Below are 17,233 nucleotides of genomic sequence, written 5' to 3'. Positions count from 1 at the left end.
GGCGGCCGGGGGTTGCGCCCGGCTGAGCGGCCTTCCGCGCCTGGCGCACCTCGGGGGGGCCCCCCGCCGCGGCGTGGGCCCCTCCGACGGTGGTCAGGGGTGGTGTCAGGCCTCCACGGCCTTCTTGCTGCGCAGCAGACCGGCCAGGGCCGCCGCGAACTCCACCGGATCGACCGGCAGGGTCACCGCGGCCTCCGCGCGGCTCCAGGTGGCCAGCCAGGCGTCCTGCGGGCGCCCCATGAGCAGCAGGACGGGCGGTGCCTGGAAGATCTCGTCCTTGATCTGGCGGCAGACACCCATCCCGCCCGGTGCCGACTCGCCGTCGAGCACACAGACGTCGATGCCGCCGTGGTCCAGCTCCTTGATGACCGCGTGCGGCGTGGCGCACTCGACGAACCGGACCTCGGGAACGTCCGTCGCAGGGCGGCGGCCGGTGGCCAACCGGACTTGCTCGCGGGTGCTCGTGTTGTCGCTGTAGACCAGCACCGTGGCGGTCGGCTGCATTGTTCCTCCGATACGTCGAGCTGTTGCGTCGAGCTGTGCCGTCATGGGATCGGGAACCGATGCGCGGATGCTACTCCTCCCGACACCCCGTCAACACCGGTTCGGACAGGCCTCCGATGGGCCATCCGGGCAGGACACACCCCGTAGACACTCCGAACGGCACCCCCCGGGGTGAGGGCGGGATAAGCGACCGACATAATGTCGGTCGTGGCGACAGCAACGACAGTAGATACCGGGCACGCGCACCCGCCGGTCAATCGACCGAACCTCACCAGCGTCGGAACCATCATCTGGTTGAGTTCCGAGCTGATGTTCTTCGCGGCCCTCTTCGCGATGTACTTCACCCTGCGATCGGTGACAGGTCCTGATCACTGGAAGGAAATGGCTTCGGCCCTGAACTTCCCGTTCTCGGCGACGAACACCACCATCCTGGTGCTCTCCTCTCTCACGTGTCAGCTCGGCGTGTTCGCCGCTGAACGCGGAGACGTGAAGAAGCTCCGGATGTGGTTCATCGTCACCTTCATCATGGGTGCGATCTTCATCGGCGGTCAGGTGTACGAATACACCGAGCTGGTCAAGCACGAGGGCCTCTCGCTCTCGTCCGACCCCTACGGCTCGGTCTTCTACCTGACCACCGGCTTCCACGGACTGCATGTGACGGGCGGCCTGATCGCCTTCCTGCTGGTCCTTGGACGCACCTATGCGGCCAGGAGGTTTACCCACGAGCAGGCGACCGCAGCCATCGTCGTGTCCTACTACTGGCACTTCGTCGATGTGGTCTGGATCGGCCTCTTCGCCACGATCTACATGATCAAGTAATCGGCAGGTCGCCCAGGCGACGTACCCGACACATTCCAGAAGCATCGACGCAGAAGATCCTGACACCGGGGTAATCCGTGAAAAAGCTCTCCGCACGACGACGCCATCCGCTGGCGGCGGTCGTCGTCCTACTCCTCGCGCTGGCGGCCACCGGGGGGCTGTACGCCGCGTTCGCGCCGGCGGACAAGGCGCAGGCCGACGACACCGCCCAGTCCCTCGCCATCGACGAGGGCAAAAAGCTCTACGCCGTGGGCTGCTCCAGCTGCCACGGAACCGGCGGTCAGGGCTCCTCCGACGGTCCGAGCCTGGTCGGCGTGGGCGCCGCCGCTGTCGACTTCCAGGTCGGCACCGGACGTATGCCGCTCCAGCAGCAGGGTGCCCAGGCGCCCAAGAAGAAGGTCATTTACAACCAGGCCCAGATCGACCAGCTGGCGGCGTACATCTCGTCGCTGGGTGCCGGTCCCTCGGTTCCGACCGAGAAGCAGTACAGCCCGGACGGAGCGGACATCGCCAAGGGTGGCGAGCTGTTCCGCACCAACTGCGCCCAGTGCCACAACTTCACCGGTGAAGGTGGCGCGTTGACGCACGGCAAGTTCGCGCCTTCGCTGGAGGGTGTCTCCCCGAAGCACATCTACGAGGCCATGCAGACCGGCCCGCAGAACATGCCGTCCTTCCCCGACACCACGATGCCGGAGAAGAACAAGAAGGACATCATCGCGTACCTCGACGCGGTCAACGGTGAGAAGACCGAGAGCCCTGGCGGTCTCAAGCTGGGCGGTCTGGGTCCGGTCAGTGAAGGCCTCTTCGGCTGGATCTTCGGTCTCGGTTCGCTGATCGCGGTCGCCGTGTGGGTCGCCGCTCGGACCGCAAAGGCCAAGAAGTCATGAGTAGCCAAGAGATTCCAGAAGAGAACCTGCCCAGCAAGCAGGAGACCGAGCACGGCTCGGTGGCGCTGACGGAAGAGAACCCGTTCGCCGACCCGGGGCTGCCGCCCCACGAGCACCGCGTCCAGGACATCGACGAGCGGGCCGCCAAGCGGTCCGAGCGTGCCGTGGCGTTCATGTTCATGCTGTCGATGCTCGCGACCGTGGGCTTCATCGCCTCGTACGTGGCGATCCCGGCGGACAAGACCATCTACGTCTTCCCGATCGGTCACCTCAGCGGCCTCAACTTCGCCCTGGGTCTCACCCTCGGTGTGGCGCTGTTCTGCATCGGCGCGGGCGCGGTCCACTGGGCCCGCACCCTGATGTCCGACGTCGAGATGACCGACGAGCGGCACGAGATCGCGGCCGAGCCCGAGGTTCGCGCCAAGGTCATGGCGGACTTCAAGCAGGGCGCCGAGGAATCGGGTTTCGGTCGGCGCAAGCTGATCCGCAACACGATGTTCGGCGCGCTGGCCCTGGTCCCGCTCTCCGGCGTCGTCCTGCTGCGCGACCTCGGTCCGCTGCCCGAGGACAAGCTCCGCCACACCAAGTGGGGCAAGGGCAAGATGCTCGTGAACATGAATACGCACGAGCCGCTGCGTCCGGCGGACGTGCAGGTCGGTTCGCTGACCTTCGCGATGCCGGAGGGGATGTCGGAGCACGACCACGACTTCCAGACGCAGATCGCCAAGGCCGCCCTGATGATCGTCCGCATCCAGCCGGAGAACATCAAGGACAAGCGCGAGCTGGAGTGGTCGCACGAAGGCATCGTGGCCTACTCCAAGATCTGCACCCACGTGGGCTGCCCGATCTCTCTGTACGAGCAGCAGACGCACCACGTCCTCTGCCCGTGCCACCAGTCCACCTTCGATCTCTCCGACGGTGCCCGAGTGATCTTCGGCCCGGCTGGTCACGCCCTGCCGCAGCTGCGCATCGGCGTGAACGAAAAGGGCTACCTCGAGGCGCTCGGCGACTTCGATGAGCCCGTCGGTCCTGCCTTCTGGGAGCGCGGATGAGCACCACCACCACTTCCTCGAACGACAAGCGGCAGCAAGCACCCGCCGGTGAGCGGGTCGCGGACTGGGCCGACGGCCGCCTTGGGATCTACTCCCTGGCCAAGGCCAACATGCGCAAGATCTTCCCGGACCACTGGTCCTTCATGCTCGGTGAGATCTGCCTCTACAGCTTCATCATCATCATCCTCACGGGTGTGTACCTGACGCTGTTCTTCCACCCGTCGATGAACGAGGTGGAGTACTCCGGCAGCTACATCCCGTTGCAGGGACAGCTGATGTCGGAGGCGTTCAACTCGACCATGCACATCTCCTTCGATGTGCGCGGTGGTCTGCTGATCCGGCAGATCCACCACTGGGCGGCGCTGATCTTCCTCTCCGGCATGTTCGTGCACATGATGCGCGTGTTCTTCACGGGTGCGTTCCGCAAGCCCCGTGAGGTCAACTGGCTGTTCGGCTTCCTGCTGTTCGTCCTCGGCATGTTCACCGGTTTCACCGGTTACTCGCTCCCGGACGACCTGCTCTCCGGTACCGGTGTCCGCTTCATGCAGGGCGCCATCCTGGGAGTGCCGATCGTCGGCACGTACCTGTCGATGTTCCTGTTCGGCGGGGAGTTCCCCGGCGGCGACTTCGTGGCCCGGTTCTACTCGGTGCACATCCTGCTGCTGCCGGGCATCATGCTCGGCCTCGTGGTGGCGCACCTGATCCTGGTCTTCTACCACAAGCACACGCAGTACGCGGGTGCCGGCAAGTCCAACAAGAACGTCGTGGGCATGCCGCTCCTGCCGGTCTACATGGCCAAGGCCGGAGGCTTCTTCTTCCTGGTCTTCGGTGTCATCGCGGTCATCGCGGCGATCGCCTCGATCAACCCGATCTGGGCCATCGGCCCGTACCGCCCGGACCAGGTGTCCACCGGCGCCCAGCCCGACTGGTACATGGGCTTCGCCGAGGGTCTGATCCGTGTGATGCCGGGCTGGGAGATCAACCTCTGGGGCCACACGCTCGCCCTGGGCGTGTTCATCCCGCTGGTCGTGGTCTTCCCGCTGGTCCTCGTGGCCATCGCGGTCTACCCGTTCATCGAGTCCTGGGTCACCGGCGACAAGCGCGAGCACCACATCCTGGACCGCCCGCGCAACGCCCCGACCCGTACGGCCTTCGGTGTCGCGTGGCTGACCGCGTACATGGTCATGCTCGTCGGTGGCGGCAACGACCTGTGGGCGACGCACTTCCACCTGTCGCTGAACGCGATCACCTGGTTCGTCCGGATCGGCTTCTTCGCCGGTCCTGTCATCGCCTTCATCGTCACCAAGCGGATCTGCCTGGGTCTGCAGCGGCGCGACAAGGACAAGGTGCTGCACGGCCGCGAGTCGGGCATCATCAAGCGGCTGCCGCACGGTGAGTTCATCGAGGTCCACGAGCCGCTCAGCCAGGACCAGCTGCACACCCTCACGGCGCACGAGCAGTACCAGCCGGTCGAGATCGGCCCGTCGGTCGACGAGAACGGTGTCGAGCGCAAGCTGTCGGGCTCGCAGAAGCTCCGGGCGAAGCTCTCCAAGGGCTACTACGGGGAGAACAACCAGATCCCCAAGCCCACCGCCGACGAGTACAAGGAGATCACGAGCGGCCACGGCCACCACTGATCAACCCGAGCTCCGAAGCTCCGACCGCTCCACGGTCGCCACGGCAAGAGCCCCGTCCATTGCATGGATGGGGCTCTTTGCCGTCCCGGAGGCTGGATAGGGTGGTCCCACCCCGAGCAGTCGGGGTGTTCCCTCCCTATACATCCATACGCAGACGAAAACACCAGGAGCGGCTATGAGCGCTGTGACCCCCGCAGGAGGCGACACCGCGGCGGCCCGTTCCTGGCCCGACGTGCTGAACGGCCTGCTCGACGGGCGGGACCAGAGCGCCGACGACACGGCGTGGGCCATGGACCGCATCATGCGGGGCGAGGCCACCGACGCGCAGATCGCGGGCTTCGTGATCGCGCTGCGGGCCAAGGGTGAGACGGTCGAGGAGATCTCCGGCCTGGTACGCGCCATGTACGCGCACGCCAACGTCATCGACGTGCCGGGCCCGAGCGTCGACATCGTCGGCACGGGCGGCGACGGGGCCAAGACCGTCAACATCTCCACCATGTCCGCGATCGTCGTCGCGGGAGCGGGCGCGAAGGTCGTCAAGCACGGCAACCGCGCCGCCTCCAGCGCGTCCGGCGCCTCCGACGTCCTGGAGAAGCTCGGCGTCAACCTGGACCTCACGCCCCGGCGGGTCGTCGAGGTCGCCGAAGAGGCGGGCATCACGTTCTGCTTCGCCGTGAAGTTCCACCCCGCGCTGCGGCACGCGGGCGCCGCGCGCAGCCAGCTGGGGATCAGGACCGTCTTCAACCTCCTCGGTCCGCTCACCAACCCGGCCAAGGTGCGGGCCCAGGCGGTCGGGGTCGCCGACCCGCGGATGGCGCCCATCGTGGCCGGGGTGTTCGCCGAGCGCGGGCACTCGTCCCTCGTCTTCCGCGGGGACGACGGGCTCGACGAGCTGACGACCACCGCGACCTCCCGGGTCTGGGTGGTGCGGGACGGCGCCGTGCGCGAGGAGGCCTTCGACCCCCGCGAGGTCGGCATCGGCCTGGTGCCGGTCGAGGCGCTGCGGGGCGCCGACGCCTCGTACAACGCGGAGGTGGCCCTGCGGCTGCTCGACGGCGAGAGCGGCCCGGTGCGGGACGCGGTGCTGCTGAACTCCGCGGCGGCCTTGGTCGCCCTCTCGCCGACCGGTGAGCCGCTCGTGGAGCAGATCCGGGCCGGGATGGCGAGGGCGGCGCAGGCGATCGACTCGGGCGCCGCGAAGCGGGCCCTGGAGCGCTGGGTGGCGGCCAGCAACCGCTGAGCCCGCCGCGGGCGGCAGCCCCCCCATGTGACGTAAGGCGCAGTCCGGATTCTGGACTGCGCCTTGCGCGTCGAAGATCGTGTGGCAGGATGCTGCACAGGTCATGAGTGACAGCGACTACGGCCCCGGCCCGCTGTCCGGCAACCCTCCGTCCGTGGCGGGGTGCCCCGGGTGAAGACCAGGCCGTACGCAGCGAGGCGTATGGCAAGCGCGGACCCCTGGACATCGGTGAATGTCCGCCCCTGGGGTCCTGGTCCTCAAGGGAGCAGTCTCGTGAGCAAGCGAATGTGCTAGGGCCTTCGGCCCCTTTCCGCGCACCCTTTTTCTCTTCATCACTGCCTCGCCGTACCCCTCTGCCGTACGCGCCCTCGCAGTGAACTCACTTGTCTCTTACGGGAGTTCGCCATGTCTGTTTCCGCTGTTGCCGCCGACCCGTCCGTCTGCGCCCCGCTGGCCGTCCTCGGCAGGGACGTCACCGTTCCGCTGGTCACCGGCGGCGAGGTGACGTACGCGGCCCTTGACTACGCGGCGAGCGCGCCCGCGCTGCAGCGGGTGTGGGACGACGTGGCCGCGTACGCCCCGTACTACGGCAGCGTGCACCGCGGGGCCGGCTACCTCTCGCAGCTCTCCACGGACCTCTTCGAGAACTCCCGCAAGACCGTCGCCGAGTTCCTCGGCTGCCGCGAGGACGACCAGGTCGTCTTCACCCGCTCCACCACCGACTCCCTGAACCTGCTCGCCGCCGCCCTGCCCGCCGACTGCCAGGTCTTCGTCTTCGAGACCGAGCACCACGCCTCGCTCCTTCCGTGGCGGGACGCCCGCGTCACCTACCTCAACGCGCCGCGCACCCCCGACGAGGCCGTGCACACCCTGGAGCGCGCACTCGCCGACCGCGATCCCTACGGCCCCGCCCTCGTCTGCGTGACCGGCGCCTCCAACGTCACCGGCGAGCTCTGGCCGGTGCGTGAACTGGCCGCCGCCGCGCACGCGCACGGCGCCCGCATCGTCCTCGACGCCGCCCAGCTCGCGCCCCACCACCCCGTCTCCATCGGTGAGTTGGACGTGGACTGGGTCGCCTTCTCCGGGCACAAGCTGTACGCGCCCTTCGGCTCGGGCGTCCTCGCGGGCCGCTCCGACTGGCTGCGCGCCGCCGAGCCGTACCTCGCCGGTGGCGGCGCCTCGCGGAAGGTGGCGCGACGCGCCGACGGTGGTGTGGACGTGGAGTGGCACGACTCCGCGGCCCGGCACGAGGCCGGTTCCCCGAACGTCATCGGCGTCTACTCCATCGCCTCCGCCTGCAAGGCGCTCACCGACGCGGGCTTCGACGAGCTCGTCGCCCGGGAGCAGTACCTGATCAGCAAGGTGCGCGAGGGCCTCGCCGAGGTGCCCGCCGTGCGCGTGCTCTCGCTCTTCGGGGACGACGCGCCGCGCGTGGGCGTCATCTCCTTCGTCGTGGACGGCTGGAACAGCTCGCACTTCGCCGCCGCGCTCTCCGCCGAGTACGGGATCGGCGTACGGGACGGCCTGTTCTGCGCCCACCCGCTGGTGCGCACCCTGCTCGGCAGCGAGCCGGACGAGCCCGGCGAGTGCGGCGCCCCCGAGGCCGCGCCCGGCGAGAAGTCGCTGAACGCCATCCGGGTGAGCTTCGGCGCGGGCACCCCCGACGAGCACGTCGAGCGTTTCGTGCGCGCCGTCAAGGAGCTGGTGGCGGACGGCGCCCGGTGGAACTACCGCACCGAGGACGGGCGTTGCGTGCCGGACACCGGTGCCGCCGTCTGATCCGGCCTGATGCGGCCTGATCCGGCCTGATGCGGCCTGATCCGGCCTGATCAGGCCGGAAGGCCCTAGGAGTCGAGGCCGATCGCGAAGGCCGCTTCCAGGTCGTGCTGTGAGTACGTACGGAACGCCACGTGCGTGTCGGTGCCCTCGACGCCGGGGATCTTGCTGATCCGGCCCGGGATGACGTCCGCGAGGTCGTCGTGGCGCGGCACCCGCACCATCGCGATCAGGTCGTACGTACCGGTCACGGAGAAGACCTCACTGACGGAGTCCAGCGCGGCGATCGACTCGGCGATCTCCGGGATCCGGTCCACGCTGGTCTTGATGAGCACGATCGCGGTGATCACGGCTGGCTGTCTCCCTCGGTGGCCGGTGCGCTGCCTTTCACGTGCACTCTAGTCCTCCGCACACGCCACCCCCACGCGTACAGGAAGCCGAGCGAGAAGCCCACCAGATGGGCCAGATAGGCGACTCCCGTACCGTTTCCGCCCTGCCCCGCCGCCAGCCACTGCAGCGCCACCCAGAACGGCAGCACCACCCACGCGGGAAAGCGCAGCGGCAGGAAGAAGAGGAACGGGAAAAGGCTGGTGACGCGCGCCCGTGGGAAGAGATAGAGGCAAGCGCCGAGGACGGCGGAGATCGCCCCCGACGCTCCCACGAGCGTCTGGTCGGAGCCCGCGTGCGCGGCCGCGTAGGCGAGCAGGGCGAGATATCCGCAGCTGAGGTAGAAGAAGGCGTACTGGAGGTGGCCCATGCGTTCCTCGACCATGACCCCGAACACGTACAAGAACAGCATGTTCCCCAGCAGATGAAGCCAGCTGCCGTGCACGAACAGGGCGGTGAACGGGCCGAGGGCGGCGCTCGGGACACCGCTGAACAGTTCGACGGGTACCACTCCCCACCGCTCGAAGTAGACCTGTTGCGCACCGATCAACTCGTCGCCGCGGCCGTAGGAGGGGTTGAACCCGGAGACCGGGGAGATCAGGAAGACCGCGCAGCAGACGGCGATCAGGCCGTACGTCACCGGGGCGGTTCCCCCTCCGATCAGCCGGCCTGCCTTCGTACGCCATGTGCGGATCATGAACAGAGCATGACGTAACGGGCACTACCTCCGCAGACCGCCATGCCGCTCGGCAGGCCGCCGCATGGCGCCCCTTACAGGCCTTAGGGTTACGGGCAGTGCGCAGACGGAAACTCGCGTACGCCCCACGGTCGCCGATGATGTCGCCGCTACCAGTCACCGACGAAAGCGAACAGCCACGATGACGGTTCCTCTGCCGACCGCCACCACCCGGTGGCGCTGCACGCTGTGCGGCAATCTCACGCGTTTCGATGTGACCCGCAGCTCGAAGGTCGTCGAGTATGTGCATCTCGACCTGGCCGGAGAGTCGAACGTCGAAGAACGTGAGGTGGTCAGTGAGACCATCGAGTCCGTGCGTTGCCGCTGGTGCAACGCCGTGGATCAGGTGGAACTCGTGGACAGGCCGGGCGCCGACTCCTGACGGAGCGGGGCCCGCACAGCTAGTGGGGTGACGGATGGTGGAGAGCTCAGGCGGGGAGCCGGACGACGGCGCCGCTGAGGTGCTCGACCGTCCGCTGCCCGACGGGGTGCGCCGACGGGTCGTCCATATCGTCTCGGACGGCTTCGGCGGGCTCACCCTGGCCGAATTGCCCGCCCAGCTGCGGCAGTACGCGCGCTTCACGCCCACCCGGCGCGCGAAGTTCGCGGGCAACGCCATGGCGGCCGCGCTGGAGAACGACACCCTCTTCCGCCAGCGCATCGGCGAACGCCTCAGGGAGGCCCAGAGCGAGCTCGCCGCCGCCCTGGACGCGGGCTCTCCGCCGCCGGCCGCCGATCCGCTGGATGTGGCGGCCGCCGCCTATGTGCTGCGCCCGGCGGGCTGGGTGAAGCTGGTCACCGCCGCGGGCGAGGAGGCCCAGCGGGCCGACGCCGAGCGCGCGGACGACGAGACCAGGGCCGAGCTCGACCGGCTGCGCGAGGAGCTCGCCGTCGCCCGCGGGCAGACCAAGGCGGAGACCGAGCGGCTGCGCGCCGAGCTCGACATGGTGCGCAGGGAAGCCGAGTCGATGCACCGCAAACTGCGCGGGGCGCTCAGCGACGTCAAGCGCGGTGAGGCCGCGCTGCGCAAGGCCGCCGTCGAGGCCGAGGCCGTGCGCGCCGAGGGCCAGGCGCAGGTGTCCGCCGCCGAGAGCGAGGCGCGGCGGCTCAAGGCGCGGCTCGGCGAGACGGAGGCCGCCCTGGAAGCCAGCCGCAGGGCGGCGCGCGAGGGGCGCAGCGTCGAGGACATGCGGCTGCGGCTGCTGCTCGACACCGTGCTGGACGCGGCCCAGGGGCTGCGGCGCGAACTGGCCCTGCCACCGGTCTCCGTGCGGCCCGCGGAGACCGTGGACGCCGTCGAGCCGGGGCGGATGTCGCCCAAGGACATCGCGGCCCGCGCGCTCTCCGAGAGCGACCCGGCGATCCTGGACCAGCTGCTCGCGCTGCCGCAGGCGCACCTGGTCGTCGACGGCTACAACGTCACCAAGACCGGCTACCCGACGATGCCGTTGGAGAAGCAGCGGCTGCGGCTGCTCGGCTCGCTCTCGCAGCTCGCCCTGCAGACGGGCGCCGAGGTCACCTGCGTCTTCGACGGCGCGGAGCTGGCCGCGCCCGTGCTGCTCGCGCCGCCGCGCGGGGTGCGGGTGCTGTTCTCCAAGCCGGGCGTCACCGCGGACGAGCTGATCCGTCAGCTGGTGCGCGCGGAGCCGCCGGGGCGGCCCGTGGTCGTCGTCTCGACCGACCGCGAGGTGGCCGACGGGATCGCCAAGGCGGGGGCGCGGCCGGTGGCTTCGGCGGTCCTCCTGAAGAGGCTTTCGCGGGGCTAAAGGTGGTCACGTAACTCCTGGGCCCTATGCCCGAATTGGGCGGCGCCCGAAGCGACGTAGCGTCAGAAGATCATTACCGGCTGTGCGTTATCGGTAAAGAATGCGCTTCGCGACCGGTTTTTTTCCGATGAGATTTGAACTGATCACAAGAAGGTCACTAAGGTCTCGCTTCGAACCCCCGCTCGGTTGATCACCCATCCGGGGTGGCGGCGGTGGTACCCGCCCGCCGCGTCCCGGTAGGCGGCCGGAGGAAGAAGGAGCCGCCCGCGTGGCGTCCCACCGTCGACCCAAGCAGCCGAGCCGCACCCGCGTGACCGTGCTCACCGCGACCGCCGCCGCTGCCGTGGCCCTCACCTCGCAGGGCGCCGCCCAGGCCGCGCCGAAGCCGAGCAAGGACGAGGTCAAGTCCAAGGTCGACAAGCTCTACGAAGACGCGGAGCGGGCCACCGACAAGTACAACGGGGCCAAGGAGAAGCAGGAGAAGCTCGAGAAGCAGATCGGTGAACTCCAGGACAAGGTCGCCGACGGCCAGGGCGAGCTCAACGACCTGCGCGACGGCCTCGGTTCGATGGCCAGCGCCCAGTACCGCTCCGGCGGCATCGACCCCTCCCTGCAGCTCTTCCTCTCCTCCGACCCGGACAACTACCTGGACAAGGCGTCCACCCTCGACCAGCTGAGCAGCCAGCAGGTCGACGCCCTCCAGAAGATCCAGAAGAAGCAGCGGGACCTCGCGCAGCAGCGCAAGGAGGCCGCGGGCAAGCTCGACGATCTCGCGGACACCCGCACGGAGCTCGGCAAGAAGAAGAAGGAAGTCCAGGGCAAGCTCGGCGAGGCGCAGAAGCTCCTCAACACGCTGACCGCCAAGGAGAAGGCGGCGCTGGACGCCAAGGAGCAGAAGCGCGCGAGCCGCGCCGCCGACAAGCGCGTGGACCTCGGCGACGAGGCCCCCGCCTCCGGCCGCGGCGCCGCCGCCATGGCCGCCGCCGCCACCCAGATAGGCAAGCCCTACGTCTCCGGCGGCACGGGCCCCAACTCCTACGACTGCTCCGGCCTCACGCAGTGGGGATTCGCGCAGGCCGGCGTCCACATCACCCGCACCACGTACACCCAGCAGAACGACGGCACCAAGATCGGCCGCAACGAGCTGAAGCCGGGCGACCTGGTGTTCTTCAACAACCTCGCGCACGTCGGCTTCTACGCGGGCAACGGCCAGGTGCTGCACGCCCCGCACCCCGGCGCCTCGGTGCGCTACGAGTCGATCTCCTACCTGGGCTCCTTCCAGTTCGGCGTCCGCATCTGACCTCCGCCGCTCCGGCACCCTGACGTCAACGCCTTGCCGACACCGTCCGAACGGGCGAATTCCGGCAACTCCCGCTGACCCCGCGCCCCGTTGATGACCTGCGTCTGAGGCGGGGCGCCGGGCTGTCCGCGTCCTTTTCGCACCGCGCCGGGTCTTTGGCCGCTCCGTGGTCGCACGGCTACTGTCGGCGCGCATTCCCCCGGACAGCCGGGGGTTCGTCAGCGGAAGGGAGAGCGGCTTCCCGTGGGGTTCCATCGCCGTCCCGCACAGCCCGGTCTCGACCGGAGCACGCGCGTGACCGTCCTTTCAGCGGCCGTGGCCACCGCGGCGGCGGCCCTCGCGGCCGCGCCCGCAGGTGCCGCGCCGCAGGACAAGCCGTCCGTCACCCGGGCCACGGTCGACCGGCTCTACGAGCAGGCCGAGCGGGCGACCGAGCTGTACAACAAGGCCGACGAACGCGCGGACAAGCTGCGTACACAGGTCGCCCGTGCCAAGGACAGCGTCGCGCGCGGCCAGGAGCGCATCAACAAGATGCGCGGCGCGCTCGGCGCGCTGGCCGGTGCGCAGTACCGCGACGGCGGCATCGACCCCGCCCTGGCCCTGCTGCTCTCCTCCGACCCGGACGGCTACCTCGACAGGGCCTCGGTCCTCGACCGCGTCAGCGCCCGGCAGGCGGGCGAACTGGCCGATCTTCAGCGGGCCCAGCGCAGCCTCGCGCAGGAGCGCACCGAGGCGGGCGGCAAACTCGCCGAGCTGGAGAAGAGCCGCACCACCGTCGCCCGCCACAAGCGCACCGTCGAGCACAAGCTGGCCAAGGCCCGCAGGCTGCTCAACTCGCTGCCGAGCGGGGAGCGCGACGCGTACGACAGGTCCTCGCGCTCCGAGGACCGCGGCGAGCTGCCGGAGCTCGGGGGCGCCCCGTCCTCCGCACGGGCCGCCGCCGCGATCGCCGCCGCCAGGTCCGCGCTCGGCAAGCCCTACGTATGGGGCGCCAGCGGACCCGCCGGATTCGACTGTTCGGGCCTCATGCAGTGGTCGTACGCCCAGGCCGGGGTCGGCCTGCCGCGCACCTCGCAGGCCCAGCGGTACGCGGGGCGCCAGGTGTCCCTGTCCGAGGCGCAGCCCGGCGACCTGGTGGCCTACCGCGACGACGCGAGCCACATCGGGATGTACATGGGCAACGGCCAGGTGGTGCACGCCCCGTACCCCGGAGCCGCGGTCCGCTACGACCCCGTCGGCATGATGCCGGTGTCGTCCGTGACACGGATCTGACCGGTCCACGGGCCGCGCCCCGTACGATCGGGAAGGTGGCTGGTCACAGACGTGGGTCGTGGGTGGTGGCGCTGTGCATCGCGCTCTGCCTCGCCGTGCTCGCAGGGTGCGGCGGTGACCCGGTCCCGGACGCCGCCGCCGGTGACGTGCGCAGACTCCTCGAGCGGCGCGCGCAGGCCGTCCTCGACGGGGACGAGAAGGCGTACGACAGGACCGAGCGGCCCGCCGAGGGCGCGCCGGACCTCTTCGAACGCGTCGAGGAGGTCCCCCTCGATTCCTGGGAGTACCGGCTGACCAGCCTGGACCGCTCCGGCGCCGAGGCCACCGCGAACGCCGAACTCCGCTACCGCATCAAGGGCTACGACTGCGCGCCGGTCACCGCCGAGCGCACGCTGACGCTGCGGCGGCGCGACGGACGGTGGTACGTCATCGCCGAGCGGCCCGCGAAGAAGTCCGGCGAGCAGCTCTGGGACCAGGGGCGCGTGCGGGCCGAGCACGGCGCGCACAGCCTCGTCCTCGGCGTCGGGCGCCGCGCCGCCGAACTGCGCGCCCAGCGTGCGATCGCCGACCGGGCGGTGCCCGCGGTACGGCGCGCCTGGCCCGGGAAGTGGCCGGGCCGGATCGTCGTCCTGGTGCCCCGCTCCCTGGACGGCATGGCGGGGCTGCTCGGCGCGCCCGCCTCCGGGTACCGGGGGATCGCGGCGGTCACCACCGGCGAGGCGGGCGGTTCGACGCGGGCACCGGCCGACCGCGTCATCGTCAACCCCGACGCGTACGGCGTCCTCGGCGACTTCGGCAAGCAGGTCGTCCTCACCCACGAGGCGGCCCACGTCGCGACCCGCGCGCAGACGTCCCCGGCCACGCCGCTGTGGCTCTCCGAAGGGTTCGCGGACTGGGTGGGCTACCGCGGCACGGGGCGCACCGCGGTGCAGGCCGCGCCCGAACTGCGGCGCTCGGTGCAGCGCGGGCAACTGCCCGGCGCGCTCCCCGAGGACGACGACTTCGGCTTCGCGGGGGACGCCGCACAGCTCGCCGGTGCGTACGAGGGCGCCTGGCTGGCCTGCCGGATGATCGCGGAGCAGTGGGGCGAGAAGAAGCTGACGGACTTCTACGAGGCGGTCGGCGCCCGCAAGCAGCGGTCGGGCGCGGTCGGGGCCGTGCTGCGGGACGTCCTGGAGACCACGCCCGAGGACTTCACGGCGCGCTGGCGTACGTATCTGCGTGCTGAGCTCGGCTGACCCGCTCCGGCACCGGCCGCGCCGTTCCGCGGCGCGGTCCGGACACCGTCTGTCGCCAGAGGGTCCGGCAGGCCAGTACGGTCGCCGCGACCAGCAGACCGTTGCGTACGAGGAGCAGGGACACGCCCAGCGCGTCGCTGGCCACGACGTGCGAGAACCAGACAGGGAACTCCAGGAACGTCACGAAGGTCGCCGCGAGGACGAGCCGCGCAGGCAGGACCATCCGGCTCGTGCGGAACGCCAGGCAGACGGCGGCCGTTCCCACCAGCCAGAGCAGGTACTGCGGGCTGATCACCCGGCTCGTGGCGGTGAAGAGCAGCACGGCCACGAAGGCCGCGTCCGCGGGCGTGCTCGCCGACCAGGCCCAGGCCCTGGCCCGCAGCCGCCACGCCAGGAGCCAGCAGAACGCCGCCACCGAAAGGGCCTGCGCCACCGTGCTCACCAGCGGGACGTACGGTCCGAGGAATTCCACCGAGCCGTAGTTGAGGCGCACTTCGCCCCGCCAGCCGAGGTGGCGTGCGACGTGGAAGACGAGGGCGCCGAGCGACTCCACCTCCGTGCCGCGGTCGCGCTGGAAGGTGAGGAACGCGAGCGCCCCCGGCATCGCCACCAGGAACGCGAGCGTCAGGCCGAAGGCCGTGCCCACCGCCGCCGTCCAGGACCGCCGCGTCGCCCGCCCGCGCGGGACACCCACGAGCAGCAGCACCGGCCACACCTTGAGCAGGGCCCCGAACCCCGCGAACGCTCCCATGGCGCGCGGGTGCCGCGCCCCGGCGAGCAGCGCGGCGACCGCGACGGCGGCCACCATGACGTCGTAGCGGGCGTACAGGGTGGGCCCGAGCAGCGCCGCGCCCACGACCCACACCCGGGCGCCCCGCGGCGACCTGCCGGGCCGCCGCCCCGCGTACAGGAGCAGCCCGCACACCGCCGCGTCGCAGAGGAAGGCAAGGACGAAGAAGGCCGAGGCGTAGCCGAGGAAGGGCAGCAGGGCGGGGGAGAGGACCGCGAGGGCGGCGGCGGGCGGGTACTGCCAGGTGACGTCGTCCAGCGGGAAGGTGCCGGTGCGAAGGACCTCGTACCAGCCCTGGTAGATGACGGTGACGTCGCTGGTCACGTCCGGCCCCGGGGGCGTGAGCAGATGGAAGACGCAGAGCAGCAGGAGGGTTCTGGTCAGGACCCAGACGGTCAGGATGCGTGCCATGCGCGCCTCGCCCCATTTTCCATACTTCATTGCGATTCGGGGAGCCATGATGCCGGGCCGTGCGGGGCCGGGGCGAAGAGGCGGGGCCGTTCGGTACTGTCGTGCGCGATGCACAAGACCTTGATCGTCACGAACGACTTCCCGCCCAGGCCCGGTGGCATCCAGGCGTTCCTGCACAACATGGCGCTGCGCCTGGACCCCGAGCAGCTCGTCGTCTACGCCTCCACCTGGAAGCGCGGCCGGGAAGGCGCCGAGGCAACGGCCGCCTTCGACGCCGAACAGCCCTTCAAGGTCGTACGCGACCGTACGACGATGCTGCTTCCGACCCCGCGCGTCACCCGCCGTGCGGTGTCGCTCCTGCGGGAACACGGGTGTACGTCGGTGTGGTTCGGGGCGGCGGCGCCGCTCGGGCTCATGGCGCCCGCGCTGCGCAAGGCCGGGGCGACACGCCTTGTCGCCACGACCCACGGCCACGAGGCGGGCTGGGCCCAGCTGCCCGCCGCACGGCAACTCCTGCGCCGGATCGGCGAGTCGACGGACACGATCACCTATCTCGGCGAGTACACGCGCTCGCGCATCGCTACTGCCCTCACCCCCGCGGCGGCGGGCCGGATGGTGCAACTCCCGCCCGGCGTCGACGAGAAGACCTTCCACCCCGGCTCCGGCGGCGACACGGTGCGGGCGCGGCTCGGCCTGACCGACCGCCCCGTGGTGGTGTGCGTCTCCCGCCTCGTGCCGCGCAAGGGGCAGGACACGCTGATTCTCGCCCTGCCCCGCATCCTGGCGCGGGAGCCCGAAGCGGTGCTGCTGATCGTCGGCGGCGGCCCCTACGAGGACGACCTCCGCAGACTCGCGGCACAGACGGGGGTGGCGGATTCCGTGCGCTTCACGGGCGCGGTGCCGTGGGAGGAGCTTCCCGCGCACTACGGCGCGGGTGACGTGTTCGCCATGCCGTGCCGGACCCGGCGCGGGGGCCTCGACGTCGAGGGCCTCGGCATCGTCTACCTGGAGGCATCCGCTACGGGGCTTCCGGTGGTCGCCGGTGACTCCGGTGGGGCGCCGGACGCGGTGCTCGACGGGGAGACGGGGTGGGTCGTCCGGGGCGGGGTGCCCGAGGAGGCGGCCGACCGGATCGTCGCCCTGCTCGGCGACGCGGAGCTGAGGGCCCGCATGGGCGAGCGGGGCCGCGCCTGGGTGGAATCCCGCTGGCGCTGGGACCTCCTGGCCACACACCTCCACGACCTGCTGTAAGCGCTACCGTCCCGGTGGGTTGCGCTGCGAGGCCTGCTGTCCCGCCGTCGTGGCTGGCCGCGCAGTTCCCCGCGCCCCTGAGAGCGGCCTGCGGCCGCTTCAGGGCGCGGGGGAGGGGGGAAGCGGGGCGCAGCCCCGGCTTTCAGGGGCGCGGGGAACTGCGCGAC

Annotated in this window: 16 protein-coding genes and 1 riboswitch; of the genes, 12 read left to right on the top strand and 4 right to left on the bottom strand. The window is 70.4% G+C overall.

The window, feature by feature from the left end; translation table 11 throughout:
- Positions 1–105 precede the first annotated feature (105 nt).
- Complete coding sequence (locus ABZ953_RS29970; RefSeq protein WP_361730146.1) at positions 106–504, bottom strand: hypothetical protein; 399 nt, start codon at positions 502–504, stop codon at positions 106–108.
- A 198-nt stretch (positions 505–702) separates the two neighbouring features.
- Between ABZ953_RS29970 and ABZ953_RS29965 the strand changes: the two genes are divergently transcribed.
- From ABZ953_RS29965 to ABZ953_RS29940, 6 genes are all read left to right on the top strand, one after another.
- Positions 703–1,323, top strand: a complete 621-nt coding sequence (locus ABZ953_RS29965; RefSeq protein WP_055566234.1) for a heme-copper oxidase subunit III — start codon at positions 703–705, stop codon at positions 1,321–1,323.
- A 77-nt stretch (positions 1,324–1,400) separates the two neighbouring features.
- On the top strand, positions 1,401–2,210 hold the full coding sequence (locus ABZ953_RS29960) for a cytochrome c (protein WP_361730142.1): 810 nt from the start codon (positions 1,401–1,403) through the stop codon (positions 2,208–2,210).
- Complete coding sequence (locus ABZ953_RS29955) at positions 2,207–3,262, top strand: Rieske 2Fe-2S domain-containing protein (protein WP_361730139.1); 1,056 nt, start codon at positions 2,207–2,209, stop codon at positions 3,260–3,262. Before ABZ953_RS29960 ends, ABZ953_RS29955 begins: the two co-directional genes overlap by 4 nt.
- On the top strand, positions 3,259–4,899 hold the full coding sequence (locus ABZ953_RS29950; protein WP_361730136.1) for a cytochrome bc complex cytochrome b subunit: 1,641 nt from the start codon (positions 3,259–3,261) through the stop codon (positions 4,897–4,899). Before ABZ953_RS29955 ends, ABZ953_RS29950 begins: the two co-directional genes overlap by 4 nt.
- A 175-nt stretch (positions 4,900–5,074) precedes the next feature.
- Positions 5,075–6,139 (top strand): anthranilate phosphoribosyltransferase, encoded by a 1,065-nt coding sequence (gene trpD, locus ABZ953_RS29945; RefSeq protein ID WP_361730133.1) that lies wholly within the window; start codon positions 5,075–5,077, stop codon positions 6,137–6,139.
- Positions 6,140–6,238: 99 nt separating this feature from the next.
- Positions 6,239–6,356, top strand: a riboswitch (SAM riboswitch).
- Between the two features lie 188 nt (positions 6,357–6,544).
- Positions 6,545–7,918 (top strand): aminotransferase class V-fold PLP-dependent enzyme, encoded by a 1,374-nt coding sequence (locus tag ABZ953_RS29940; RefSeq protein WP_361730130.1) that lies wholly within the window; start codon positions 6,545–6,547, stop codon positions 7,916–7,918.
- Positions 7,919–7,983: 65 nt separating this feature from the next.
- Here the strand turns inward: ABZ953_RS29940 and ABZ953_RS29935 are convergent, their stop codons facing one another.
- Positions 7,984–8,265: an Lrp/AsnC ligand binding domain-containing protein gene (locus ABZ953_RS29935; RefSeq protein ID WP_055566223.1), complete on the bottom strand. Its 282-nt coding sequence runs from the start codon at positions 8,263–8,265 to the stop codon at positions 7,984–7,986.
- Complete coding sequence (locus ABZ953_RS29930; RefSeq protein WP_361730127.1) at positions 8,262–8,999, bottom strand: rhomboid family intramembrane serine protease; 738 nt, start codon at positions 8,997–8,999, stop codon at positions 8,262–8,264. The genes ABZ953_RS29935 and ABZ953_RS29930 overlap by 4 nt, the downstream gene beginning before the upstream one ends.
- 181 nt (positions 9,000–9,180) lie before the next feature.
- Here ABZ953_RS29930 and ABZ953_RS29925 point away from each other — a divergent pair, with 181 nt between their 5' ends.
- From ABZ953_RS29925 to ABZ953_RS29905, 5 genes are all read left to right on the top strand, one after another.
- Positions 9,181–9,420 carry a hypothetical protein gene (locus ABZ953_RS29925; protein WP_055566221.1) on the top strand — a complete coding sequence of 80 codons (240 nt, stop codon included), beginning with the start codon at positions 9,181–9,183 and terminating at the stop codon, positions 9,418–9,420.
- Positions 9,421–9,454: 34 nt separating this feature from the next.
- The gene (locus ABZ953_RS29920) at positions 9,455–10,804 is read left to right on the top strand and encodes an NYN domain-containing protein (protein ID WP_361730124.1); all 1,350 of its coding nucleotides are present in this window, start codon (positions 9,455–9,457) and stop codon (positions 10,802–10,804) included.
- A gap of 268 nt (positions 10,805–11,072) precedes the next feature.
- Positions 11,073–12,104, top strand: coding sequence for an NlpC/P60 family protein (locus tag ABZ953_RS29915; RefSeq protein WP_361730121.1), 1,032 nt, complete (start codon positions 11,073–11,075; stop codon positions 12,102–12,104).
- Positions 12,105–12,347: 243 nt separating this feature from the next.
- The gene (locus ABZ953_RS29910) at positions 12,348–13,376 is read left to right on the top strand and encodes an NlpC/P60 family protein (protein WP_361730119.1); all 1,029 of its coding nucleotides are present in this window, start codon (positions 12,348–12,350) and stop codon (positions 13,374–13,376) included.
- 35 nt (positions 13,377–13,411) lie between these two features.
- On the top strand, positions 13,412–14,614 hold the full coding sequence (locus ABZ953_RS29905; RefSeq protein ID WP_361730116.1) for a hypothetical protein: 1,203 nt from the start codon (positions 13,412–13,414) through the stop codon (positions 14,612–14,614).
- Here ABZ953_RS29905 and ABZ953_RS29900 read toward each other — a convergent pair.
- Entirely contained in the window at positions 14,571–15,815 is a 1,245-nt protein-coding gene (locus ABZ953_RS29900; protein WP_361730112.1) for a glycosyltransferase family 87 protein, read from the bottom strand. The genes ABZ953_RS29905 and ABZ953_RS29900 overlap by 44 nt on opposite strands.
- Positions 15,816–15,923: 108 nt before the next feature.
- Between ABZ953_RS29900 and ABZ953_RS29895 the strand changes: the two genes are divergently transcribed.
- On the top strand, positions 15,924–17,066 hold the full coding sequence (locus ABZ953_RS29895) for a glycosyltransferase family 4 protein (RefSeq protein WP_361730109.1): 1,143 nt from the start codon (positions 15,924–15,926) through the stop codon (positions 17,064–17,066).
- Positions 17,067–17,233: the final 167 nt, after the last annotated feature.

The sequence above is a fragment of the Streptomyces sp. NPDC046465 genome (genome assembly GCF_040646035.1).
Taxonomy (GTDB): Bacteria; Actinomycetota; Actinomycetes; order Streptomycetales; family Streptomycetaceae; genus Streptomyces.
Note: the sequence above shows the minus strand (reverse complement) of the source record. Positions and strands in the feature narration are given on the sequence as shown.

What these genes read in the sequence shown, in the direction of transcription:
- ABZ953_RS29925 (WP_055566221.1), top strand. Translation starts at nt 9,181, where the DNA reads ATGACGGTTCCTCTGCCGACCGCCACCACCCGGTGGCGCTGCACGCTG.
- ABZ953_RS29970 (WP_361730146.1), bottom strand. Translation starts at nt 504, where the DNA reads ATGCAGCCGACCGCCACGGTGCTGGTCTACAGCGACAACACGAGCACC.
- ABZ953_RS29955 (WP_361730139.1), top strand. Translation starts at nt 2,207, where the DNA reads ATGAGTAGCCAAGAGATTCCAGAAGAGAACCTGCCCAGCAAGCAGGAG.
- ABZ953_RS29895 (WP_361730109.1), top strand. Translation starts at nt 15,924, where the DNA reads ATGCACAAGACCTTGATCGTCACGAACGACTTCCCGCCCAGGCCCGGT.
- ABZ953_RS29930 (WP_361730127.1), bottom strand. Translation starts at nt 8,999, where the DNA reads ATGATCCGCACATGGCGTACGAAGGCAGGCCGGCTGATCGGAGGGGGA.
- ABZ953_RS29950 (WP_361730136.1), top strand. Translation starts at nt 3,259, where the DNA reads ATGAGCACCACCACCACTTCCTCGAACGACAAGCGGCAGCAAGCACCC.
- ABZ953_RS29920 (WP_361730124.1), top strand. Translation starts at nt 9,455, where the DNA reads ATGGTGGAGAGCTCAGGCGGGGAGCCGGACGACGGCGCCGCTGAGGTG.
- ABZ953_RS29900 (WP_361730112.1), bottom strand. Translation starts at nt 15,815, where the DNA reads ATGGCACGCATCCTGACCGTCTGGGTCCTGACCAGAACCCTCCTGCTG.
- trpD (WP_361730133.1), top strand. Translation starts at nt 5,075, where the DNA reads ATGAGCGCTGTGACCCCCGCAGGAGGCGACACCGCGGCGGCCCGTTCC.
- ABZ953_RS29940 (WP_361730130.1), top strand. Translation starts at nt 6,545, where the DNA reads ATGTCTGTTTCCGCTGTTGCCGCCGACCCGTCCGTCTGCGCCCCGCTG.
- ABZ953_RS29965 (WP_055566234.1), top strand. Translation starts at nt 703, where the DNA reads ATGTCGGTCGTGGCGACAGCAACGACAGTAGATACCGGGCACGCGCAC.